21 protein-coding genes are annotated in these 22,333 nt (G+C 70.0%); 12 read left to right on the top strand and 9 right to left on the bottom strand.

The window, feature by feature from the left end; translation table 11 throughout:
• Positions 1-39: 39 nt before the first annotated feature.
• Positions 40-1,566, bottom strand: coding sequence for a S8 family serine peptidase (locus ACIRA5_RS21150; RefSeq protein WP_403692819.1), 1,527 nt, complete (start codon positions 1,564-1,566; stop codon positions 40-42).
• 449 nt (positions 1,567-2,015) lie between these two features.
• Between ACIRA5_RS21150 and ACIRA5_RS21145 the strand changes: the two genes are divergently transcribed.
• From ACIRA5_RS21145 to moaA, 3 genes are all read left to right on the top strand, one after another.
• A complete protein-coding gene (locus ACIRA5_RS21145) occupies positions 2,016-2,372 on the top strand; it encodes a DUF485 domain-containing protein (protein WP_060902211.1) in 357 nt (118 codons plus the stop codon).
• Positions 2,369-3,994: a cation acetate symporter gene (locus ACIRA5_RS21140; protein WP_060902212.1), complete on the top strand. Its 1,626-nt coding sequence runs from the start codon at positions 2,369-2,371 to the stop codon at positions 3,992-3,994. Before ACIRA5_RS21145 ends, ACIRA5_RS21140 begins: the two co-directional genes overlap by 4 nt.
• 145 nt (positions 3,995-4,139) lie before the next feature.
• A complete protein-coding gene (gene moaA, locus ACIRA5_RS21135; protein ID WP_403692815.1) occupies positions 4,140-5,129 on the top strand; it encodes a GTP 3',8-cyclase MoaA in 990 nt (329 codons plus the stop codon).
• 40 nt (positions 5,130-5,169) lie between these two features.
• On the opposite strand, the gene ACIRA5_RS21130 is transcribed toward moaA, so the two are convergent.
• The gene (locus tag ACIRA5_RS21130) at positions 5,170-5,391 is read right to left on the bottom strand and encodes a hypothetical protein (protein WP_352051747.1); all 222 of its coding nucleotides are present in this window, start codon (positions 5,389-5,391) and stop codon (positions 5,170-5,172) included.
• A gap of 232 nt (positions 5,392-5,623) precedes the next feature.
• Positions 5,624-6,031, bottom strand: coding sequence for a DUF3099 domain-containing protein (locus ACIRA5_RS21125; protein WP_352051726.1), 408 nt, complete (start codon positions 6,029-6,031; stop codon positions 5,624-5,626).
• A 245-nt stretch (positions 6,032-6,276) separates the two neighbouring features.
• Between ACIRA5_RS21125 and ACIRA5_RS21120 the strand changes: the two genes are divergently transcribed.
• Positions 6,277-6,552, top strand: coding sequence for a GlsB/YeaQ/YmgE family stress response membrane protein (locus ACIRA5_RS21120; RefSeq protein ID WP_067364569.1), 276 nt, complete (start codon positions 6,277-6,279; stop codon positions 6,550-6,552).
• 118 nt (positions 6,553-6,670) lie between these two features.
• Here the strand turns inward: ACIRA5_RS21120 and tyrS are convergent, their stop codons facing one another.
• Genes tyrS through ACIRA5_RS21105 form a run of 3 tightly spaced genes read right to left on the bottom strand, consistent with a single transcriptional unit; the run spans position 6,671 to position 10,916 of the window.
• Positions 6,671-7,939: a tyrosine--tRNA ligase gene (tyrS, locus tag ACIRA5_RS21115; protein WP_403692813.1), complete on the bottom strand. Its 1,269-nt coding sequence runs from the start codon at positions 7,937-7,939 to the stop codon at positions 6,671-6,673.
• Between the two features lie 44 nt (positions 7,940-7,983).
• Positions 7,984-9,396: a metallopeptidase TldD-related protein gene (locus ACIRA5_RS21110; RefSeq protein ID WP_403692811.1), complete on the bottom strand. Its 1,413-nt coding sequence runs from the start codon at positions 9,394-9,396 to the stop codon at positions 7,984-7,986.
• Positions 9,393-10,916: a TldD/PmbA family protein gene (locus ACIRA5_RS21105; RefSeq protein ID WP_054232230.1), complete on the bottom strand. Its 1,524-nt coding sequence runs from the start codon at positions 10,914-10,916 to the stop codon at positions 9,393-9,395. The genes ACIRA5_RS21110 and ACIRA5_RS21105 overlap by 4 nt, the downstream gene beginning before the upstream one ends.
• A 228-nt stretch (positions 10,917-11,144) precedes the next feature.
• On the opposite strand from ACIRA5_RS21105, the gene fabG reads away from it, so the two are divergent.
• The 3 genes from fabG (at position 11,145) to ACIRA5_RS21090 (ending at position 13,133) form a co-directional block, all read left to right on the top strand.
• On the top strand, positions 11,145-11,864 hold the full coding sequence (gene fabG, locus ACIRA5_RS21100; RefSeq protein ID WP_352051730.1) for a 3-oxoacyl-[acyl-carrier-protein] reductase: 720 nt from the start codon (positions 11,145-11,147) through the stop codon (positions 11,862-11,864).
• Positions 11,865-11,869: 5 nt separating this feature from the next.
• Positions 11,870-12,637 carry an enoyl-ACP reductase FabI gene (gene fabI, locus ACIRA5_RS21095; RefSeq protein ID WP_403692809.1) on the top strand — a complete coding sequence of 256 codons (768 nt, stop codon included), beginning with the start codon at positions 11,870-11,872 and terminating at the stop codon, positions 12,635-12,637.
• A gap of 151 nt (positions 12,638-12,788) precedes the next feature.
• Positions 12,789-13,133: a hypothetical protein gene (locus ACIRA5_RS21090; RefSeq protein WP_403692808.1), complete on the top strand. Its 345-nt coding sequence runs from the start codon at positions 12,789-12,791 to the stop codon at positions 13,131-13,133.
• A 9-nt stretch (positions 13,134-13,142) separates the two neighbouring features.
• Here ACIRA5_RS21090 and ACIRA5_RS21085 read toward each other — a convergent pair whose 3' ends face one another.
• A complete protein-coding gene (locus ACIRA5_RS21085) occupies positions 13,143-13,838 on the bottom strand; it encodes a FadR/GntR family transcriptional regulator (protein WP_403692805.1) in 696 nt (231 codons plus the stop codon).
• A 99-nt stretch (positions 13,839-13,937) separates the two neighbouring features.
• On the opposite strand from ACIRA5_RS21085, the gene ACIRA5_RS21080 reads away from it, so the two are divergent.
• The 4 genes from ACIRA5_RS21080 (at position 13,938) to ACIRA5_RS21065 (ending at position 16,392) form a co-directional block, all read left to right on the top strand.
• Complete coding sequence (locus tag ACIRA5_RS21080; protein ID WP_403692802.1) at positions 13,938-15,254, top strand: CynX/NimT family MFS transporter; 1,317 nt, start codon at positions 13,938-13,940, stop codon at positions 15,252-15,254.
• Between the two features lie 45 nt (positions 15,255-15,299).
• Complete coding sequence (locus tag ACIRA5_RS21075) at positions 15,300-15,413, top strand: SGM_5486 family transporter-associated protein (protein WP_095855419.1); 114 nt, start codon at positions 15,300-15,302, stop codon at positions 15,411-15,413.
• A 179-nt stretch (positions 15,414-15,592) separates the two neighbouring features.
• Positions 15,593-15,808, top strand: coding sequence for a hypothetical protein (locus ACIRA5_RS21070; protein ID WP_403692799.1), 216 nt, complete (start codon positions 15,593-15,595; stop codon positions 15,806-15,808).
• Between the two features lie 65 nt (positions 15,809-15,873).
• Positions 15,874-16,392 carry a histidine phosphatase family protein gene (locus ACIRA5_RS21065; protein WP_067364588.1) on the top strand — a complete coding sequence of 173 codons (519 nt, stop codon included), beginning with the start codon at positions 15,874-15,876 and terminating at the stop codon, positions 16,390-16,392.
• 67 nt (positions 16,393-16,459) lie between these two features.
• On the opposite strand, the gene serB is transcribed toward ACIRA5_RS21065, so the two are convergent.
• Both serB and ACIRA5_RS21055 read right to left on the bottom strand, forming a co-directional pair.
• On the bottom strand, positions 16,460-17,671 hold the full coding sequence (gene serB / locus ACIRA5_RS21060) for a phosphoserine phosphatase SerB (protein ID WP_075026112.1): 1,212 nt from the start codon (positions 17,669-17,671) through the stop codon (positions 16,460-16,462).
• A 111-nt stretch (positions 17,672-17,782) separates the two neighbouring features.
• Complete coding sequence (locus tag ACIRA5_RS21055; protein ID WP_403692795.1) at positions 17,783-19,555, bottom strand: streptophobe family protein; 1,773 nt, start codon at positions 19,553-19,555, stop codon at positions 17,783-17,785.
• Positions 19,556-19,797: 242 nt separating this feature from the next.
• Here ACIRA5_RS21055 and ACIRA5_RS21050 point away from each other — a divergent pair, with 242 nt between their 5' ends.
• Positions 19,798-22,302, top strand: a complete 2,505-nt coding sequence (locus ACIRA5_RS21050; RefSeq protein ID WP_403692793.1) for an FHA domain-containing protein — start codon at positions 19,798-19,800, stop codon at positions 22,300-22,302.
• The last annotated feature ends 31 nt before the right edge of the window (positions 22,303-22,333 follow it).

The following is a 22,333-nucleotide window of genomic DNA, read 5'->3' as shown; positions in this document are numbered from 1 at the left end:
AAGCTCATGTGACGTCCGGCCGGACTTACTTGACGGGACTTACTTGACCGCGCGCAGCGCGTTGACGATCCCGGCTCCGTAGAAGCCGTTCACGTGCTTGCCGCCCACGCAGGTGGCGTCCACGACGCCGTCGCCGTCCCCGTCGTAGGGGGCGGTCGGGCAACCGGGGTTGTCCGCCTCGGCCTTGAGGAGTGCCTGGAGCTGGGCCGGCGAGGCCCAGGGGTACCTGGACTTCAGCAGCGCGGCCACGCCCGCGACGTGCGGCGTCGCCATCGACGTGCCTTGCAGGAAGCCGTACTGGTTGTTCGGCATCGTCGACAGGATGCGGCCGTTCTTCGACGGCGTGTCCGGGATCTGGTACTTGTCGCCGCCCGGCGCGGCGACATCGATGACGCCCTTGCCGTAACTGGAGAAGTACGACTTGGCACCGGTGACGCCGGTCGAGGCGACCGTGACGACGCCCGGCAGCTGGGTCGGTACGTCGAAGCACTTGTGCGGGTCGACCGTGCGGGTCACGGCGGTCGAGTCGTCGGGGCTGGAGGCGTCGGCGAGGGCGTTCGAGTCGAGGTCGTCGTTGGAGTTGCCCGCCGCGGCGACGTTGAGGGTGCCCTTCTTCTGGGCGTACAGCTGGGCCCGGTTGACGGCGTCGACGATGGCCCTCTGGTCGGGGTCGTCGAGGCAGTTGTAGAGCCACGGGTCCACGTAGTAGCTGTTGTTGGTGATCTCGACGCCGTGGTCGGCGGCGAAGACGAAGGCGCAGACGACGCTCTCCGGGTAGAAGAGCTGGCTCGCGTCCGGCTCGGCCACGGTGATGCCCGAGACCTTCACACCGGGTGCGACACCCGCGACGCCGATGCCGTTGCGGGCGGCGGCTATCTCCCCCGCGACATGGGTGCCGTGGTAGTGGTCGGCGTCCACGGGGCGCCACGCGCCGTACGTGGTGTCCGGCTTGCCGCCCACGCAGTTCGCGGACTGCGAGGGGGAGAAGTTCGGGGCGATGTCCGGGTGGGTGTCGTCGACGCCGACGTCGATCACGGCGACCGTCACGCTCTTGCTGCCCGGGTTGGTCTTCGCGGCCTTGTCGGCGCCGATCGCGCGCAGGTCCCACTGATCGGCTTCCAGGGGCTCCTCGCCCGAGGCGGCGGTCCTGGAGACCTTGGCGGCCTCGGCGGCGGACAGCATCTGCGCCGCGCCCTCGTCCGTCGTCCCCGCGGCCGTCAGCGGCGCGGTACGGGTCGCGCCCGCCGACTGCACCCCGCGCACGGCGCGGATCCGCTTGCCGAAGTCCGGGTTGGCGGAATGGACGACGATCACGCCGATCTTCTCGTAGGCGATGACGACGGTGCCGCCCGCCGCGGAGATCGCCTTCTCCACCGACTCGATGGTGCGGTGGTCCGTCCTGGTGTTGACCACGTACGCGAGGCCGGGGCCGTCCGCGCTCGTCGTGGCGGACGCGGTCAGCGGGGCGGCCGACGCGGCGCCCGGCAGGAAACCGAGCGAGGCGGTGAGGGACAGGACGACCGGCACCGCGAGGGCGAGGCGACGTCTGGAACGCAGATGAGCCATGGGATCTCCACATCATCCGGAAACGAAAGCCGCCCGAACACAGGTGGTGCTCGGGCAGGTGCGTGAGGGTGCTGAGGCTGGTGCGGGTGGCACTTCGGCAGGTGCATGACGAGTACTGCAGGCCGAAGCTATCTCCCGTCCCGGCTGGTCAGCAACGACTTCCCAAAGAAACCGCAAATGACTTCCGAAAGAAGCCGGGAGCGACTTGCGAAAGACGCCGGGGGAGTTGAACCGGTCCACGCGTGGCGCCGTGACCTTGAGCAGGGAGCCCGAGGACGATCGAGCCCCCTGTTGGATCACGCACCGGAGTAAATTCATCACTCTTGGTTACGTGATCCAGGTCATTGTGAGGTCGCAACCGTATGTCCGCACCCCAGCCGTCCCCGTCCGCGAGCCCCGACTCGCCCCCGTCCACCGTCGTAACCGCACCCGCAACGCGAGGAGACTTCGTGGCTACCGACGCACCGCCCCCTTCGAAGGCCGATCCCCGGCTGCCCTCGACCGAGCAGTTCGTCGAGGTGCAGGAGAGCGCCGAGTTCGCCGAACTGCGCCGCTCGCACCGCTCCTTCGCCTTCCCGCTGACCGTCGCCTTCATCGCCTGGTACCTGCTGTACGTCCTGCTCTCGAACTACGCGGGCGACTTCATGGGCACCCAGGTGGTCGGCAACATCAACGTCGCCCTGGTCCTCGGGCTCGCCCAGTTCCTCACCACGTTCCTCATCGCCTGGTGGTACGCGCGGTACGCCGCCGCGAAGCTCGACCCCAAGGGCGAAGCGATCAAGTCCCGGCTGGAGGGCGACGCATGAGCCCCGTACAGACGACCGTGCTCGCCGCCGGTGAGGCCAGCCAGCACCGGCCGCTGATCATCACCCTCTTCGCGGTGTTCGTCGCCGCGACCCTCGTCATCACCGTCTGGGCGGGCCGCCAGACCAAGGACGCCGCCGACTTCTACGCGGGCGGACGACAGTTCACCGCCTTCCAGAACGGCCTGGCCGTCTCCGGCGACTACATGTCCGCGGCCTCGTTCCTCGGCATCGCGGGCGCGATCGCCCTCTTCGGGTACGACGGCTTCCTCTACTCCATCGGCTTCCTGGTCGCCTGGCTGGTGGCCCTCCTCCTGGTCGCCGAGCCGCTGCGCAACTCCGGCCGCTACACCATGGGCGACGTACTGGCGTACCGGATGCGCCAGCGCCCGGTCCGTACGGCCGCGGGCACCTCCACCATCGTCGTGTCGATCTTCTACCTGCTGGCCCAGATGGCCGGCGCGGGCGTCCTGGTCTCGCTGCTCCTCGGCATCACCAGCGACGGCGGCAAGATCGGCATCGTCGCCCTCGTCGGCGTCCTGATGATCGTGTACGTCACCATCGGCGGCATGAAGGGCACCACCTGGGTCCAGATGGTCAAGGCCGTCCTGCTGATCATCGGCGCCCTGCTGCTCACCTTCCTGGTGCTGCTGAAGTTCAACTTCAACATCTCCGACCTGCTCGGCAAGGCCGCCGACAACAGCGGCAAGGGCGCGCCCTTCCTGGAGCCCGGCCTCAAGTACGGCGCCACGTCCACCACCAAGCTGGACTTCATCTCCCTGGGCATGGCGCTGGTCCTGGGCACCGCGGGCCTGCCGCACATCCTCATCCGCTTCTACACCGTGCCCACGGCGAAGACCGCGCGGAAGTCGGTGAACTGGGCGATCGGCCTCATCGGCGCCTTCTACCTGATGACCCTCGCCCTCGGCTTCGGCGCCGCCGCGCTGATCAAACCCGACGAGATCATCGCCTCCAACAAGGCGGGCAACACCGCCGCGCCACTCCTGGCACTGCACCTGGGAGGCGTCGACTCCAACTGGGGCGCCATCCTGCTCGCCTCCATCTCCGCCGTCGCCTTCGCCACGATCCTCGCCGTCGTCGCCGGCCTGACCCTGGCCTCGTCCTCCTCGTTCGCGCACGACATCTACGCGAACGTCATCAAGAGGGGGCAGGCCACGGAGAAACAGGAGATGACCGCCGCCCGCTACGCGACGGTGGGCATCGGCGCCGTGTCCATTCTGCTGGGCGCCCTCGCCCGCGACCTGAACGTCGCAGGTCTGGTCGCGCTCGCCTTCGCGGTCGCCGCCTCCGCCAACCTGCCGACGATCCTCTACAGCCTCTTCTGGAAGCGGTTCACCACCCAGGGCGCGCTGTGGTCGATCTACGGCGGTCTGGTCACGGCGGTCGGACTGGTGCTGTTCTCGCCGGTGGTCTCGGGCAAGCCCACCTCGATGTTCCCCGACGTCGACTTCCACTGGTTCCCGCTGGAGAACCCGGGCCTCATCTCGATCCCGGTCGGCTTCCTGCTGGGCTGGCTCGGCACGCTCCTGTCCAAGGAGGAGCCCGACGCCGGCAAGTACGCCGAGCTGGAGGTGCGGTCCCTGACAGGCACCGGAGCACACTGATCCCCCTCGCCGACGGCCGTGTCGTAGATCTCTACGACGCGGCCGCGCCGCGTCTCGTGGGATCCGGCCGGGGTTGATGTCAGTCGTGTCACGTAGGCTCGTTCGTGTCGAGTAGAAGTGATCCGCAATGAGGGAGGGGGCCCACGTGCTCATCGACACCTATGGCCGAGTGGCCACCGACCTGCGCGTCTCACTGACGGACAGGTGCAATCTCCGGTGCACGTACTGCATGCCCGAAGAGGGCCTGCAGTGGCTGGGCAAGCCCGACCTGCTCACGGACGACGAGATCGTCCGTCTCATCGAGATAGCGGTCACCCGCCTCGGCATCACCGAGGTCCGCTTCACCGGCGGAGAACCCCTGCTGCGCCCCGGCGTCGTGGGCATCGTGGAGCGGGCCGCCGCGCTCGAACCCCGCCCCAAGATGTCCCTGACGACCAACGGCATCGGCCTCAGACGCACCGCTGCCGCCCTGAAGGCCGCGGGTCTGGACCGGGTGAACGTCTCGCTGGACACCCTGCGCCCCGATGTCTTCAAGACCCTCACCCGCCGTGACCGCCACCAGGACGTCATCGCGGGCCTCGAAGCCGCCCGCGACGCCGGCCTGACCCCCGTCAAGGTCAACTGCGTGCTGATGCCGGGCCTCAACGACGACGAGGCCCCCGACCTCCTGGCCTGGGCGGTGGAGCACGACTACGAGCTGCGCTTCATCGAGCAGATGCCCCTGGACGCCCAGCACGGCTGGAAGCGCGAGGGCATGGTCACCGCGGGCGACATACTCGCCTCGCTGCGGACGCGCTTCGTGCTCACCGAGGAGGGCGCCGACGAGCGGGGTTCCGCCCCGGCCGAGCGCTGGCTCGTGGACGGCGGCCCGCACCGCGTCGGCGTGATCGCCTCGGTCACCCGCCCGTTCTGCGCGGCCTGCGACCGCACGCGCCTGACGGCCGACGGCCAGATACGCAACTGTCTGTTCGCCACCGAGGAGACCGACCTGCGCACCGCCCTTCGCTCGGACGCCCCCGACGAGGAGATCGCCCGCATCTGGCGCCTCGCGATGTGGGGCAAGAAGGCGGGCTCGGGCCTGGACGACCCGTCGTTCCTCCAGCCGGCCAGACCGATGTCGTCGATCGGCGGCTAGGGCCAGGGCCTGGGTGGCGCACTGCCGTGCCGAGGCGAGCTCAGACCCCCGGGTCCTCCCAGTCCTCCAGCCGCACCACGTCCTTCAAGAAGCCCCGCACGTCGAGGAACGTGGACAGGTGCTCGCGGTGCTCCTCGCAGGCGAGCCACGTCTTGCGCCGCTCGGGCGTGTGCAGCTTCGGGTTGTTCCAGGCGAGCACCCATACGGCATCGGTGCGGCAGCCCTTGGCGGAGCACTGCGGAGTGCTGGGGGCCGGGGACATGTCGGGGAGCGGGAAAGTCACGCCTCAACCCTAAACGGCCCCGAAAAGGCGACGCCGAGCAGCCACGGGGGGAGCTGCCCGGCGTCGGTCTGTCGCTCCGACGGGGGATGCGGAGCGCGTACGAAGTATGTCACGGCCAGCCCGCTGCCCGGCACCGGAACAACATGATTGATCTGAGCTTTTCTTGAGCTTGGTGCGCGATCGGATTCCGTTTTCGGCGGATCCCCCGTGGTCAGGTGAGGGTCGAGTCGGGCTCGGCCCGCTCGTGCGGGCCGCCTCCCGGACGTACCCCGGGGTCGGTCACGACATCCTCCGGGACGGATTCCGCGGAGGCGTCCGGGCGCGGCGGCGCGATCATCGCGGGGCCGGGCACGTTGACGAACGTCGACGGCAGCGACGGCGCGTTCTCCCGTCCGGCGTTGGCGATCACCACGGAGATGTAGGGGAGGAGTATGCCGAGTGCCAGTGCGACGATTGCGACGTGCCGCTCCACGTTCCAGAGGGTCGCGGCGAGGATCACGGCGACCGTACGGACGGACATCGAGATGACATAGCGGCGCTGCCTGCCGCGGACGTCCTCGTCGAGCCCCTGCCTGGCCCCGGTGATCCGGAAGACCTGGCTTTTGCTCTGCTTCCGCATCACGTTCCACCACCTGCTCTGTGTCGGACTCTCCCCGGCCCGTACCCGGTCCGGACCCGGTCTGACAGCAGGCCCGAACACGTTCCACGTTACGCCGCGGCTCCGTCGCCTTCGAGACCGGGGCAGGTCCGGTCCGGGTGGACATGATGCGCCGTAGCGCGTACGGCCGCGCCCGACATGCGCCGTATGGCGCACACGCCGAGACTGGGCGTAATGCTCACGTAGAGCCGTACTAGGAGGCAGACATGGGCTGGTTGTGGGCGATCATCGTGGGCTTCGTGCTGGGCCTGCTGGCCAAGGCGATCCTTCCGGGCAAGCAGCACAGCCCACTCTGGCTGACCACCATCTTCGGCATCCTCGGAGCCATCGTCGGCAACGCGATCGCCCGGGCGGTCGGCGTCGCCGAGACCCGAGGCATCGACTGGAGTCGGCACGCCTTCCAGCTCGTGGCCGCGATCATCATCGTCTTCCTCGGCGACATGGCGTACATGGCGCTGCGGGGCAACAAGCAGAGAGCCTGACGGGCGGGTACGAAGCCCGGTTGACCAGGTACGACGAAGGGGCGGTCTCCGCACGGGAAACCGCCCCTCATCGTGTCCAGACCTCAGCGACTCGTGTCCAGGCCTCTGCGACCCGTGTCTAGGCCTCTGCGACCTCCACCGCCGCCAGGTTCTTCTTGCCCCGGCGCAGTACCAGCCAGCGTCCGTGCAGCAGGTCCTCCTTGGCGGGGACCGCGTCCTCGGCGGTGACCTTGACGTTGTTCACGTAGGCACCGCCCTCCTTGACCGTGCGGCGCGCGGCCGACTTGCTGGCCACCAGGCCGACCTCCGCGAAGAGGTCCACCACCGGGCCGAGCTCGGCGACCTGGATGTGCGGCACCTCGGAGAGCGCCGCGGCCAGCGTCCTGTCGTCGAGCCCGGTCAGCTCGCCCTGGCCGAAGAGAGCCTTGGACGCGGCGATCACCGCGGCCGTCTGGTCGGCGCCGTGCACCAGCGTCGTCAGCTCCTCGGCCAGCGCGCGCTGGGCGGCGCGGGCCTGGGGGCGCTCCTCGGTCTGCTGCTCCAGCTCTTCCAGTTCCTCGCGGGACTTGAAGGACAGGATCCGCAGGTACGTCGAGACGTCCCGGTCGTCCACGTTCAGCCAGAACTGGTAGAACGCGTACGGCGTCGTCATCTCGGGGTCGAGCCAGATGGCGCCGCCCTCGGTCTTGCCGAACTTGGTGCCGTCCGCCTTGGTCATCAGCGGTGTCGCCAGCGCGTGCACGCCTGCGTGCGGCTCCAGGCGGTGGATCAGGTCCAGGCCCGCGGTGAGGTTGCCCCACTGGTCGCTGCCGCCCTGCTGCAACGTACAGCCGTGGCGTCGGTACAGCTCCAGGAAGTCCATGCCCTGCAACAACTGGTAGCTGAACTCCGTGTAGCTGATGCCTTCCTCGGACTCCAGGCGCCGGGCCACGGAGTCCTTCGTCAGCATCTTGTTGACGCGGAAGTGCTTGCCGATGTCCCGCAGGAACTCGATGGCCGACAGGCCGGCCGTCCAGTCCAGGTTGTTCACCATGACCGCGGCGTTCTCGCCCTCGAAGGACAGGAACGGCTCGATCTGCGAGCGCAGGCGCGTCACCCAGTTCGCGATCGTCTCCGGGTCGTTCAGCGTGCGCTCGGCGGTCGGGCGCGGGTCGCCGATCTGGCCCGTCGCGCCGCCGACCAGGGCCAGCGGGCGCAGGCCCGCCTGCTGGAGACGACGCATGGTGAGGACCTGCACCAGGTGGCCCACGTGCAGGCTGGCCGCGGTCGGGTCGAAGCCGCAATAGAACGTGACGGGACCGTCCGCGAGCGCCTTGCGCAATGCATCTTCGTCGGTGGACAGGGCGAACAGCCCGCGCCACTTCAGCTCGTCGACGATGTCCGTCACGGTTCTCGTATCTCCTCGGGTGGTCTCGTGAATCAGGTACGAGGTTATACGCCCTGGCTGACAGAGCTCATATTGAAGTCGGGCACCCTCAGCGCGGGCATCGCAGCCCTGGTGAACCAGTCGCTCCACTCACGGGGCAGCGTCTTTTCCGTGCGGCCCGCCTCCGTGGCCCGCGACAGCAGGTCCACCGGCGACTCGTTGAACCGGAAGTTGTTCACCTCGCCGACGACCTGGCCGTTCTCGACGAGGTAGACGCCGTCCCGGGTCAGCCCCGTGAGCAGCAGCGTCGCCGGGTCGACCTCGCGGATGTACCAGAGGCAGGTCAGCAGCAGACAGGGCCCACGATGGTCCGTGGCGGCGACCATCTCCTCCAGGGAGCGGTCCTCGCCGCCGTCCAGGATCAGGTTGCCGATGATCGGGGCGACGGGCAGCCCGGTGAGGCCCGCGCTGTGCCGGGTGGTGGACAGATGGGCCAGCGTGCCCTCGCGCACCCAGTCCGTCGCCGACAGCGGCAGCCCGTTGTCGAACACGGAGGCGTCGTCGCCCGAGGAGTGCGTGAGCACGAAGGGCGCGGACTCGAGCCCCGGCTCGTTCGGGTCGCTGCGCAGGGTCAGCGGCAGCTCGGTGAGCTTCTCGCCGACGCGGGTGCCGCCGCCGGGCTTGCTGAAGACGGTCCGGCCCTCGGCCGCGTCCCGGGCCGCCGCCGACCACATCTGGTAGATCAGCAGGTCCGCGACGGCGGTCGGCGGCAGCAGCGTCTCGTAGCGGCCGGCGGGCAGGTCGACGCGCCGCTCGGCCCATCCGAGCCGGGTCGCGAGCTCGGCGTCGAGGGCGGCCGGGTCGACGTCCTTGAAGTCACGCGTGGGCCGCCCCGCCCACGCCGAGCGCGTCCGGTCGGGCGACTTGGCGTTGAGTTCCAGCGTTCCGTTCGGCTGGTCGTGGCGCAGGCGCAGCCCCGTCGACGTACCGAGATAGCTGGAGACGAGCTCGTGGTTGGCGAAGCCGTACAGCTCGCGCCCGCCCGCACGCGCACGGGCGAAGGACTCGCCGAGCGCCAGGGCGAAGTCGGTGAAGACGGCGGAGGAGGTCTCGGCGGGCGCGTCGGTGAAGTCGGGGGCCTCCGGCACGCCGGTGACCAGCGGCTGGGCGTCCTCGGCGGGCCCCGCGCCGCGTGCCGCCGCCTCCGCGGCCCGTACCAGGGGCTCCAGCTCGTCCGCGGTCACGGCCGCGCGCGAGACGACCCCGGAGGCCGTGCCCTCACGGCCGTCGACGGTCGCGATGACGGTCAGGGTGCGCCCGCGCGTGACCCCGTTCGTGGTCAGCGCGTTGCCGGCCCAGCGCAGGTTGGCGGTGGAGTGCTCGTCGGCGATCACGACGCAGCCGTCGGCGCGGGAGAGCTCGAGGGCGCGCTCGACGACCTCGTGCGGCTTGTTCGGCTTGTTGGTGCGCGTGCTCATCGACCGGCCTCCTGCGTCGTGTTGAGGATGTTGACGCCCTTGAAGAGGGCGGACGGGCAGCCGTGCGAGACCGCCGCGACCTGACCCGGCTGGGCCTTGCCGCAGTTGAAGGCACCGCCCAGGACGTACGTCCCCGGACCACCCACCGCGGCCATCGAACCCCAGAAGTCGGTCGTCGTGGCCTGGTACGCGACATCCCGCAGCTGCCCGGTGATCCGACCGTTCTCGATCTTGAAGAACCGCTGGCCGGTGAACTGGAAGTTGTACCTCTGCATGTCGATGGACCACGACCGGTCACCGACGACGTAGATGCCGCGGTCCACGCCCCCGATCAGGTCCTCGGTCGAGAGCCCCGCGGGGTCCGGCTGGAGCGAGACGTTGGCCATGCGCTGTACGGGCACGTGCCCGGGGGAGTCGGCGTAGGCGCACCCGTTGGACCGGTCGAAGCCGGTCAGCTTCGCGATCCGCCGGTCCAGCTGGTAGCCGACGAGGGTGCCGTCCTTCACGAGGTCCCAGGACTGCCCCTCCACGCCCTCGTCGTCGTACCCGATGGTCGCGAGGCCGTGCTCGGCGGTGCGGTCACCGGTGACGTTCATCCGCTCGGAGCCGTACCTCAGTTTGCCGAGCTGGTCGAAGGTGGCGAAGGAGGTGCCGGCGTACGCCGCCTCGTAGCCCAGCGCGCGGTCCAGCTCGGTGGCGTGGCCGATGGACTCGTGGATCGTCAGCCACAGGTTGGAGGGGTCGACGACGAGGTCGTACAGCCCCGCCTCGACGCTCGGCGCCCGCATCTTCTCGGCGAGCAGCTCCGGGATCCGCGCGAGTTCGGACTCCCAGTCCCAGCCGGTGCCCGTCAGGTACTCCCAGCCGCGTCCGACCGGCGGCGCGATGGTGCGCATGGAGTCGAACTCGCCGCTGGACTCGTCCACGGCGACCGCGGTGAGCTGCGGGTGCAGCCGCACGCGCTGCTGGGTGGTCACGGTCCCGGCGGTGTCGGCGTAGAACTTGTTCTCGTGGACGGTCAGCAACGAGGCGTCGACGTGGTTGACGCCGTCGGCCGCGAGCAGCCGCGCGCTCCAGTCCGCGAGCAGCCCGGCCTTCTCCTCGTCCGGTACGGAGAAGGGGTCGATGTCGTACGAAGAGATCCACGTCTTCTCGGCGTGCACCGGCTCGTCCGCCAGCTCCACCCGCTCGTCGGAACCCGCCGCCCTGATCACCTGGGCCGAGAGCTTCGCCATCGCCACGGCCTGCGACGCGACCTTCGCGGCCGCGTCCATCGTCAGATCCACACCCGACGCGAACCCCCAGGTCCCGCCGTGCACCACCCGCACCGCGTACCCCAGGTCCGTGGTGTCCGACGATCCGGCGGGCTTGGCGTCCCGCAGCCGCCAGGACGCGCTGCGCACCCGCTCGAACCGGAAGTCCGCGTGCTCGGCCCCCAGCGCCCGCGCCCGCGCGAGCGCGGCGTCGGCCAGGGCCCGCAGCGGCAGTGCCGTGAAGGCTTCGTCGATGGAATGAGGCACGGAGGTCTCCCTGCTGTCGTGGCCTGTCGGGTCCGATCATGTCGCGCGGGCGGGTCCGCGGGCCACATCTTTCCCTCCGCGTATCGAGGCTTTCTGTAGGAATCCGACAGTGAGTCCCCCGCGCCACTGTCGGTGCCCGATTCTCCGGGAGGCGGGGGGGACCGATAGGTTTCCAAGGAAGGCGCCTGTCTTGCAGGGGTTTCAGACAGCTATCGAAAGGGTGATCCGTTGAGCCGCTCGGTTCTCGTCACCGGAGGCAACCGGGGCATCGGCCTCGCCATCGCCCGCGCTTTCGCCGATGCCGGCGACAAGGTCGCGATCACATACCGCTCGGGTGAGCCGCCGGCCGCCCTCACCGCATTGGGCTGCCTCGCCGTCAGGTGCGACATCACCGACACCGAGCAGGTGGAGCAGGCCTACAAGGAGATCGAGGCCGAGCACGGCCCCGTCGAGATCCTGGTCGCCAACGCGGGCGTCACCAAGGACCAGCTTCTGATGCGGATGTCCGAGGAGGACTTCACCTCCGTCCTCGACACCAACCTCACCGGCGCCTTCCGGGTCGTCAAGCGTGCCAACCGCGGGATGCTCCGTGCCAAGAAGGGGCGGGTCGTCCTCGTTTCGTCGGTCGTGGGGCTGCTCGGCTCCGCGGGGCAGTCGAACTATGCCGCCTCCAAGGCCGCCCTGGTCGGCTTCGCGCGTTCACTCGCCCGTGAACTCGGCTCGCGCAACATCACCTTCAACGTCGTCGCGCCCGGTTTCGTCGACACCGACATGACCAAGGTGCTCACCGACGAGCAGCGTGCGGGCATCGTCGCCCAGGTGCCGCTCGGCCGGTACGCGCGGCCCGAGGAGATCGCCGCGACGGTGCGGTTCCTCGCCTCGGACGACGCCTCGTACATCACTGGAGCCGTCATTCCGGTTGACGGCGGACTGGGAATGGGTCACTGATCACCATGAGCGGAATCCTCGAGGGCAAGCGCGTCCTGATCTCCGGTGTGCTGATGGAGTCCTCCATCGCCTTCCACGCCGCCAAGCAGGCCCAGGAGCAGGGTGCGGAGATCATCCTGACCGCGTTCCCGCGGCCCACGCTGACCGAGCGCATCGCCAAGAAGCTCCCCAAGCCCACCAAGGTCATCGAGCTCGACGTGACCAACGACGAGCACCTGGCGCGTCTCGCGGACGTCGTCGGTGAGGAGCTGGGCGGCCTCGACGGCGTCGTGCACTCCATCGGCTTCGCGCCGCAGGACGCGCTGGGCGGCAACTTCCTCAACACGCCGTTCGAGTCCGTCGCCACCGCCATGCACGTCTCGGCATTCTCCCTGAAGTCGCTGACCATGGCCTGTCTGCCGCTGATGCAGAACGGCGGTTCGGTCGTCGGCCTCACCTTCGACGCGTCCTTCGCCTGGCCGCAGTACGACTGGATGGGCCCGGCCAAGGCCGCCCTGGAGGCCACCAGCCGCTACCTCGCCCGCGACCTGGGCAAGCAGAACATCCGCTGCAACCTCATCTCCGCGGGCCCGCTCGGTTCGATGGCCGCCAAGTCCATCCCGGGCTTCGGCGAGCTGGCCTCCGTGTGGGACAACCGCTCTCCCCTGGAGTGGGACCTCAAGGACCCCGAGCCGGCCGGCAGGGGCATCGTCGCGCTGCTGAGCGACTGGTTCCCGAAGACCACCGGCGAGATCATCCACGTGGACGGCGGACTGCACGCCATCGGCGCCTGATTTCCCCCATGTGGCCGACGCCCCGTTTCCCGCAGTGCGGGGAGCGGGGCGTCGCCCGTTCGGCCTAGTCGGCCGGGCGTCCCGGGCCTCGCACCACGCACGCTGGGACTACGCACCGCCCCGCAGCCGTACGGCCGAGGAGGTCCCCGTTGTGCGCCTGTCCCGCCGTTTCGCCCCGGTGTTCGCCGCTGTCGCCTTCATGATGGTTCTGCCGTACGACGCCGTGCCCCACACGCGCGTAGTGCACGGCAAACTCCCCCTCCCCCAGCCTTTCGGCGCTGAGTGTCGCACCACGGTCCAGGGTTCGCACGTGACCGCGTACTGCCACAACCCCTACCCGGAGACCGATCGGGTCGCCCTGCACATCGAGTGCGACCGCTGGTGGGACATCGACACCGACACCGACCCGGTCGACGCGGGCCCCGCGATGACGGTCCGGCTGGCCGGCCGCTGCTGGAAGGAGGTCCGGTCGGCGTGGGTCAGTCACCAGAGGTGACCGTGTTCGTCAGCTGTCGGAGGCCAGGGGCCTGAGCCGTCCCGGACGGCACTGGAACGGATAGCCCCCGGCTTCCGCGCCCGCCACCTCCGCGTCCCCCGTGCGGATCGCGTCGACGAGTCGCGCGTGGTCCATGTACGTCTCGGGCGTCAGCTTCCCGCCGACGTCCTCGCGCAGCCAGTCGCGCAGCACCTCGCCCAGGTCGGCGTACATCGCCGTCATGACGTCGTTGTGGGACGCGGCCACCACGGCCAGGTGGAAGGTCGCGTCGGCGGCCACGAAGGCCTCCGCGTCACCCGACTCCCAGGCCTCCTCCCGCCGTACGAGCAGCGCGTCCAGCTGCTTCAGATCGCGCTCGGTGCGCCGCTCGGCGGCCAGCTTCGCCGCGCTCGACTCCAGCGTGGCGCGCAGCTCGGCGATGTGCCGCGGATCGGCGTCGGCGAAGCGCCGGTGCATCACGCCCGCGAGCTCGCTGGTCGCCACGACATAGGTGCCCGAGCCCTGGCGGATGTCGAGCAGACCGTTGTGGGCCAGCGCGCGGACGGCCTCACGGACGGTGTTGCGGGCGACGCCCAGCTGGTCGACGAGCTCCGGCTCGGTGGGGATGCGGGAACCGACCGGCCATTCCCCCGAAGTGATCTGGTTCCGCAGTTCGGCGATGACCTGCTCGGACAGCGCCGAACGGCGGGGGTGGCTCAGCGGCATGACGGTCCTTCGTACGGGCCCGGTGTGATCGTTCGCGCGGGGCCGGAGAATCCGGAGATTAACGCAAGGGGATTGGACAGCCAATCATCCCATGATTCTATGATGGGTCTCATGGTGAGCGAGGAGACCCGGACGACGACGTCCACCCCCATACGCAGTTCCGCCGAGAGCGCGGAACCCCGATCGCACCCCACGCGCGCGTGGGCGACGCGGCTCGTGACGGTCGGCATCGTCCTCACGGCCCTCAACCTGCGCCCCGCCATCACCAGCTTCGGCGCACTCCTGGAAGACGTGCGCGACGGGCTCGGCATGAGCGGCAGCGTCGCCGGACTGCTCACCTCCGTCCCCCCGCTCTGCTTCGCCGTCTTCGGCGTCATGGCGCCGCGCCTCGCCCGCCGCTTCGGATCCGGCGCGGTTGTCTGCGCCGGAATGGTCGCCATCACGGCGGGACTCGCGATCCGGCCCTACACCGGCAGCGCGGCCGGCTTCCTGGCCGCCAGCGCCCTCGCGCTGATGGGCATCGCCGTCAGCAACGTCCTGATGCCGGTGATCGTCAAACGCTGGTTCCCGGACCGGGTCGGCTCCATGACCGGCCTCTACTCGATGGCGCTCGCTCTGGGCACCTCGGCCGCGGCGGCCGTGACCGTACCCGTGACCGACGCCCTGGGCGGCGGCTGGCAGTCGGGCCTCGCGGTGTGGGCGGGCCTGGCGGCGGCCGCCGTACTGCCGTGGATCGGGCTGGTACGCGTGCGGGGCGCCGATTCCCGCGACGGTGAGCGGACACGGGCGGCACACCCCGCCCCGCGGGAAACCGGCGGACTGCGCATCACCCGCAGCCGGACCGCCTGGGCGCTGGCCGTCTTCTTCGGACTCCAGGCCACCGCCGCGTACATCACGATGGGCTGGATGGCGCAGATCTTCCGCGACGCGGGCGTCTCCGCGGGCACCGCGGGCCTGCTCCTCGCCGTCACGATGGTCATGGGCGTGCCCCTGGCCTTCGTCATCCCGCGCCTCGCCACCCGGATGACCCACCAGGGGCCGATCGTGGTCGCGCTCGGTGTCTGCGGCCTCGCGGGATACGCGGGCCTCTACCTCGCCCCGGCGGGCGGAGCCTGGGCCTGGGCGCTCCTGCTCGGCGTCTCCAACTGTGCCTTCCCGCTGGCCCTCACCATGGTCGGCATGCGGGCCAGGACCGGCGCGGGCGTCGCCCAACTGTCGGCGTTCGCGCAGAGCACCGGGTATCTGATCTCGATCCCGGGGCCCCTCCTCGTGGGCGTGCTCTACCAGCACAGCGGCGGCTGGGGGCTGCCGATAGCGCTCATGGCCGCCCTGATGATCCCGCAGATCGCGGTGGGCGTCCTGGCAGGCCGCGACCGTACGGTGGAGGACGAGGCCGCGCGCGGCGCAGTCCTCTGAGACCCCGACGGCGAAGGTGCGGACGAAGGGTGCGAGACTGGGCGTATGGCGCTCGACCCGAACCCCCAGAACGGCCAGAAGAAGCTGCTGCTCGTGCTAGGCGCGATGCTGGCCATCACCGTGATCATCGCCGTCATCGCGTCGATCGCCTCCCCCTGACCACCGCCCGCCACCCGGGGGACACCGATGGTGGGGCTAGCCCCCCTGTCCCCTAGGGGGTGAGTGTCAGGGTCAAGTGGGTGGATCACCGGATGGGTTGACGGCCCAGGAATCCGTAACTTCGAGTTGTGGCCGCGAGGACGCGGACCACGGAGCACTCGAGGCCCCACGGAGGCGGCATGTCGGCCCGTACGCACCCCCGGCCCCACCCGGCGACCCCGGGCGGCATGGACATCCGGCTGCCCTGGTGGGCCCTCGCCCTGCCCGCCCTCGCCTTCGTCGCCCTGCTTCTGCTGATCCTGAACCCGGCGGACGCGCACGCCGCGGGCGGCGACCCCGCGATCACCCACCTCTTCGAGCGCGTCCAGCAGACGGTGCTGCACCAGACACCCTGAGCACGCCCGGGAGAGCAGGTCAACTCTCAGCGCCGCATGGCGTGTTTCATGCGAAGCTGGGACCCATGAGCGTCGCAGAACCCCGCAGGATTGTCCTCTTCCGGCATGCGAAAGCCGACTGGCCGCAGGTGTCCGACCACGAGCGGCCGCTCGCTGACCGGGGCCGTCAGGACGCCGCCGTCGCCGGACGCAAGCTGGCCGACACCGGGATCCCTTTCGATATGGCCCTCTGCTCCACGGCGACCCGCACCCGGGAGACCTGGAAGCTCGCCGTCCACGAGCTGCCGCACCGGCCGAAAACCGTCTATGAGGAGCGGCTCTACGAGGCCTCACCCGGCGAGCTGATCGCCGTACTCAACGAGACCCCGGACGACGCGCACAACGTGGTCCTGATCGGCCACAACCCCGGCATCCAGGGCCTCACCGAGGTGCTGGCCGGACAGGCCGAGGGCGACACCCGCGCCCGGATGGCCGCCCACGGCTTCCACACGGGCGCCTTCGCCGTGCTCTCCGTCGAGGGCTCCTGGAAATCCCTGGAGCCCGGAGTGTGCACGCTGACGGACTACTGGGCGCCGACCGAATAACCCACCCGACAGGGACGGGGGCCCGGCACCAGTACGGTGCCGGGCCCCCGTCGACGTATGTCCGGGCTCAGTGGTCGCCGAGGTGCATGTCCGCCGCCTCGACCTCTTCGCGGGTGACACCCAGCAGATACAGCACGGTGTCCAGGAAGGGGAAGTTCACCGCGGTGTGCGCGGCCTGCCGGACGACGGGCTTGGCGTTGAAGGCGACGCCGAGACCGGCCGCGTTGAGCATGTCGAGGTCATTGGCCCCGTCGCCGATCGCCACGGTCTGGGCGAGCGGCACCCCCGCCTCGGCGGCGAACCGGCGCAGCAGCCGTGCCTTGCCCGCGCGGTCCACGATCTCCCCGGTGACCCTGCCCGTCAGCTTCCCGTCGACGATCTCCAGGGTGTTGGCCTGCGCGAAGTCCAGCCCGAGCCGCTCCTTCAGGTCGTCCGTGACCTGCGTGAATCCGCCCGAGACGACACCGACTTGGAAACCGAGCCGCTTCAGCGTACGGATCAGCGTGCGCGCGCCCGGTGTCAGCCGCACCTCCTCGCGCACCTTGGTCACCACCGAGGCGTCCAGCCCCTTGAGCAGCGCCACGCGCGCGTGCAGCGACTGCTCGAAGTCCAGCTCCCCGCGCATCGCGGCCGCCGTCACCTCGGCGACCTGCTCCTCGCATCCGGCGTGCGCGGCGAAGAGCTCGATCACCTCGTCCTGGATGAGCGTCGAGTCCACATCCATGACGACCAGGCGCTGCGCCCTGCGGTGCAGCCCCGCCGCCACCACCGCGATGTCCACTCCGAGCGCCGCCGCCTCGGTCACCAGCGCGGTGCGCAGCGCCTCGGTCCCCGTACCGGACACGGCGAACTCGACCGCCGTCACCGGGTACTTGGCGAGCCGGAAGATGCGGTCGATGTTGCCGCCGGTCTTGGTGATCCGGGCGGCGATCGCGGCCGTCGACTCCGCCGTGAGCGGATGCCCGAGCACGGTGACGAGAGACCGCCCGAGGCCACGCGGACGGTTGTCGCCGAGGCCGGAGATGATCTCCGCCTGCATCTTCATCGACTCCGCCCAGCTGTGGACGGTGGCCCGCAGATCGCCCTCCAGTCCGGCCGGTGGCTCGGTCACGAGCGCGCAGAGCACGATCCGGCCACGGGTGACGACCTGCTCGATGTCGACCACCTCGACGGAGTAGGCGGCGAGGGTGTCGAAGAGTCCGGCTGTGATGCCCGGCCGGTCCTTGCCGAAGATCTTGACGAGGAGAGTGGGGACCTCGGGGGTCTGCGAAGCGCTCATGGTGTCTCCACCGTATCCGGCACCCAGTGCCTTGTGCCCCTGAGGTCCGTCCAGCGGACGGGGAACACTGGGTGTCGGAGCGGTGTCGAGCGCGTTGCCCGGCAACGACGATCAGTTCTGCCGCCCCGGCTCCGGCGGCGCGGAAGGTCCCTGACCGGGGGGCGGCTGCGGCGGAGGCGGCACCTCGCGCCCCCGTGGCCGCCGCTTCTGCGGCCCAGGCGGCGGCGCCATCGGCCGGACGACCGTCGGCGCGCCGTACACGTCGTCGGGCGAGCGCGGCCGTTCGGACGGCCGCTCGGACGGCCGACCGTCGGCGGGTTCCCGCAGCTCGTCGGGCAGCCGTAGATAGGGGTTGGTGTCGGGGTTCGCCGGCCGGTACGTCGCGCCCGGGGCGTACGGTCCGGGCCCCCGGGGGAGGTCAGGGGCGGGCGCGGCCACCGGGGGACCGGCGTCACCCAGTGCCAGTGGCGCCGCCCGCCGTCCCGCGGCCCCGCTCGCGTACGCCAGCAGCGCCCCCGCCGCCCCCGCGCCCGCACCCCAGACGGCGCCGAGCAGCAGCGCCATGCCCAGATGCCCGTGCAACCGGATTCCGGCACCGAACGCGTCGATGCCGAACACCGACAGCGAGGCGTCCACGGACACGTCCGTCAGCCACGCCAGCAGCGGCAGCGCCAGCGCCGTCACGATGCCGAGCCGAAGAGCGCAGCGCCCGGCGAAACCGAGGGCACCCCGTCCTCGTACAACGGGAGCAGCCGGTGTTCCCACCGAAGCCGCACCCCGCCCCCGTACAAAAGGCGTACGCGAGGCGGCGAGGACGCCCGCGAACAGCATCATCACCGCGGTCGCGACCCCCAACAGCCACACCCGTCCGTCGAGTTCGGCGAGCCGGCCCAGGGTGACGGGCTGATCGGAGTCGACGCTCAGCAACTGGTCCAGCGGGTGGGGGAGCAGCTTGGCGAGCTCGCCGGTGGCCTTGCCGTCCCAGGGCACGAAGAGGCCGATCGGGATGCCCAGCCACACCCCGTTGGGCGCGCCCAGCAGCGCGGCGCCCGCGATCAGCTTGGGATGGGGATCGCCGATCGCCGCGTACGCCGCCGCCGCGAGGCCCGCGAGGACCGCCACCAGGAACACCGTGGCCAGCGCGGACGCGGCCGGGCGCACCATCCGGTGCACGCCCTCCCAGCCGCGCGGCAGCGGGGTGCGCCGGGAGGCGAGCAGCGCGATCACCAGGATTCCGGCCGCCCAGGCCGCGCCGCCGAGCAGCGTGGGCACCGTGTCGACGGTGAAGCCCACGGCCGCCTGCGCCTGCACCAGGTCGCCGATCTTGCCGGGCAGCAGTCCGCCGAGGTCCCCGAGGCCGCCGGGGAGCTTGTCGGTGATGTTCCCGAGGCCGCCGCCGCCCGTCACCCGGTCGAGGCCCAGCTTGCTTCCGTCGATCGTGATGATGTCGTGCCCGGCCCAGGCGAGCCCGCCCAGCGTCGCCACGAACAGCACGACCACCGCGCTGGCGCGCGCGAGGAGTTCGGACGGGGCGATCACAACTCCCGCCCCGCGCAGGGAGCGTAGGAAGAAGAAGGAGAGCAGGAGCGCGCCCACGAGCCCCACACCCAGTGGCGTGATCTGTATGGCCGTGTGTGCCTCCGCTCCCTTCAGACCGAAGGCCGACACATCGCCGGACGGTTTGACCGCACCATTGGCCCCAAGAGCCACCACCGCCGCGGTCATCGGCCCGAGCGAGCCCGCCGCGTCCGCGCCGACCAGATGCAGACCGAGCGCGGCCGTGCCCGCCATCGCGATCAACGCCCAGCTCACCGAGGCGATCGCGGACAACAACACATCCCCCCACGGCAGTCGCCTGCCGTGCCTCGCGGTGTCGATGCTCATCGTCAGACCCCCCGATCCGCGCCGCGGTGTCATCACCGCGGATGTCCCCCTCGCGGGGGATTACCACTCTCCGGGCCGGTTTCAACCCCGTCAACGGAAACGGGCAACCCGCCCGTACGCGCTCTTCACATGGCCCGACTTTCAGTCAGGGGGCTGCTCCTGAAATAGTTCCCCCCGATGTTCGACATCCCTAGACTCCCTGTGATGGGGGAACTTCGGGGGACAACTCAGTGGGGCATGGAGTGCCGGAACTCGTACTGGAATTGAATGGACGGACCTGGACGCTCGATGCGTCCAGGCCATACACCCTCGGGCGTGATCCGCAGGGGGACGTCGTGCTCGACGACGCCAGGGTCTCCTGGCGTCACGCCACGATGAGCTGGGACGGCCGGAGTTGGGTCATCGAGGACCACGGCAGCACCAACGGCACCTTTGTGCAGGGGCAGCGGATCCATCGGATGGAGATCGGCCCCGGTTCGGCCGTGCACCTCGGCAATGCGACCGACGGCCCGCGTCTGAACCTCTCCGGCGCCGCGGCCGCCGTCGCGCAGCCTCAGCAGCAGCCCTACGCCGCGCAGGGCGCGAGCCCCGGCTGGGCGCAGCAGGCACCGCCGCAGCAGACGCCGGAGAAGAGTCACCAGCAGCCGCAGCAGCCCGCGGCGCGCGTGCCGCAGCAGCAGGGACCCGGTGGTGGCGCGGGGGCGCCGCCGGTCTACGGCGACCGCAGCCCGACCACCTTCCACCAGCTCGACCTCGGGCGGGTGATGCGCATCGGCCGTGCGCTGGAGAACGAGCTGGTCGTCTCCGACCTCCAGGTCTCGCGCCACCACGCCGAGTTCCACGCGACGCCCGGCGGTCGCTTCGAGATCCGTGACCTCGGCTCGCACAACGGCACCTACGTCAACGGTCAGCCGATCGCCAAGGGTGGCTCGGCGCTGCTCGGCCCGAACGACATCGTCGGCGTCGGCCACTCGACGTTCCGCCTGGTCGGCGACCGGCTCGAGGAGTTCGTCGACACCGGTGAGGTCTCCTTCTCGGCCCGCCATCTGACGGTGACGGTCGACGGCGGCAAGCAGATCCTCAAGGACGTCTCCTTCGGCGTCCCCGAGAAGTCGCTCATCGCGGTCATCGGCCCCTCGGGCTCCGGCAAGTCGACGCTCCTGAAGGCGCTCACGGGCTACCGCCCCGCCAACCAGGGTGACGTCCTCTACGACAACCGGAACCTGTACAAGCAGTTCGCCGAGCTGCGCCAGCGCATCGGTCTGGTCCCGCAGGACGACATCCTGCACAAGGAACTCACCGTCAAGAAGGCCCTCAAGTACGCGGCCAAGCTGCGCTTCCCCGCCGACACCACGGCGGCCGAGCGTGAGGCCCGCATAGACGAGGTGCTGCGCGAGCTGAAGCTGGACATCCACAAGGAGAAGAAGGTCACCTCCCTCTCCGGCGGCCAGCGCAAGCGCGTCTCGGTGGCCCTGGAGCTGCTGACCAAGCCGTCGCTGATCTTCCTGGACGAGCCGACCTCCGGTCTCGACCCGGGCATGGACCGCGATGTCATGCAGCTGCTGCGCGGCCTCGCCGACGACGGCCGTACGGTCCTCGTCGTCACGCACTCCGTGGCCGAGCTGGCGATCTGCGACAAGCTGCTGGTGATGGCGCCGGGCGGTTCGGTCGCGTACTTCGGTCCGCCGGAGGAGGCCCTCAACTTCTTCGGGTACGAGACCTGGGCCGACGTCTTCTCCGCCTTCGAGAACTACCGCGACTACGACTGGGCGGGCCGCTGGAAGGGCTCGCAGCACTACCAGATGTATGCGGCGGACATCGACGCCGTCGCTCCGCAGTCGGCCAATGTGACACCGCCGCAGGCGATGAAGCCGCCGAAGCCGCAGGGCTGGTTCTCCCAGCTCAGCACGCTGGTACGGCGCTATGTGTCGGTGATCGTGTCCGACAAGGGCTTCCTGGCGCTGACGGTGATCCTGCCGGCCGTGCTCGGCGCGGTGAGCCTGCTCATCGACCCGAACAAGACCCTGCTGGTGAACCCGCAGGTGAACCCGAAGACGGGCGTGCACGTGCCGAACGGCACGGCCACCACGGTGCTGCTGATCCTCGCGGTCGGCGCCTGTTTCGCGGGCGCGGCGAACTCCGTCCGTGAGCTGATCAAGGAACGGGTGATCTACGAGCGGGAGCGCGCCACCGGCCTGTCCCGCTCGGCGTACCTGATGTCCAAGGTGGTCGTGCTCGGCGTGATCACGGTGCTGCAGGGCGCCATGGTCGGCGCGATCGGTTTCACCAGCCGCACCAAGCCCACCGAGGGCGTGGTCTTCGGCCATTCGGTGCTGCTGGAACTCTCCATCCCGATCATGGCCCTGGGCTTCGCCTCGATGATGTTCGGCCTGGTCATCTCCTCGCTGGTGAAGACGGCCGAGAAGACCATGCCGCTGCTGGTCATGTTCGCGATCATCCAGGTCGTGTTCACCGGCTGCCTGTTCATCCTGAACGGCAAGATCGGCGTCAACGAGTTCTCGTACCTGATGCCCTCGCGCTGGGCGGTCGCCGCCGCCGGCGCCACGCTGGACTTCAACAACATCAGTCCGAACACGGACGACCCGTCCAGCACGGACCCGCTGTGGAACCACACGGCGTCCGCCTACGGCATGGACATCGTCGCGCTGCTCGTCCTCGCCGCCGTCTGCGGCTTCTTCGTGGCCCGCTTCCTGCGCCGCCACGAGCCCGAGGTCATGCGCAAGTAGTCCTGCGCGCACATATGCCCAAGGGCGGCAC

The organism is Streptomyces sp. NPDC096311 (assembly GCF_044763085.1).
Classification (GTDB): domain Bacteria; phylum Actinomycetota; class Actinomycetes; order Streptomycetales; family Streptomycetaceae; genus Streptomyces.
The sequence above is the reverse complement of the archived record's forward strand: the minus strand, read 5'-3'. Positions and strand labels throughout refer to the sequence as shown.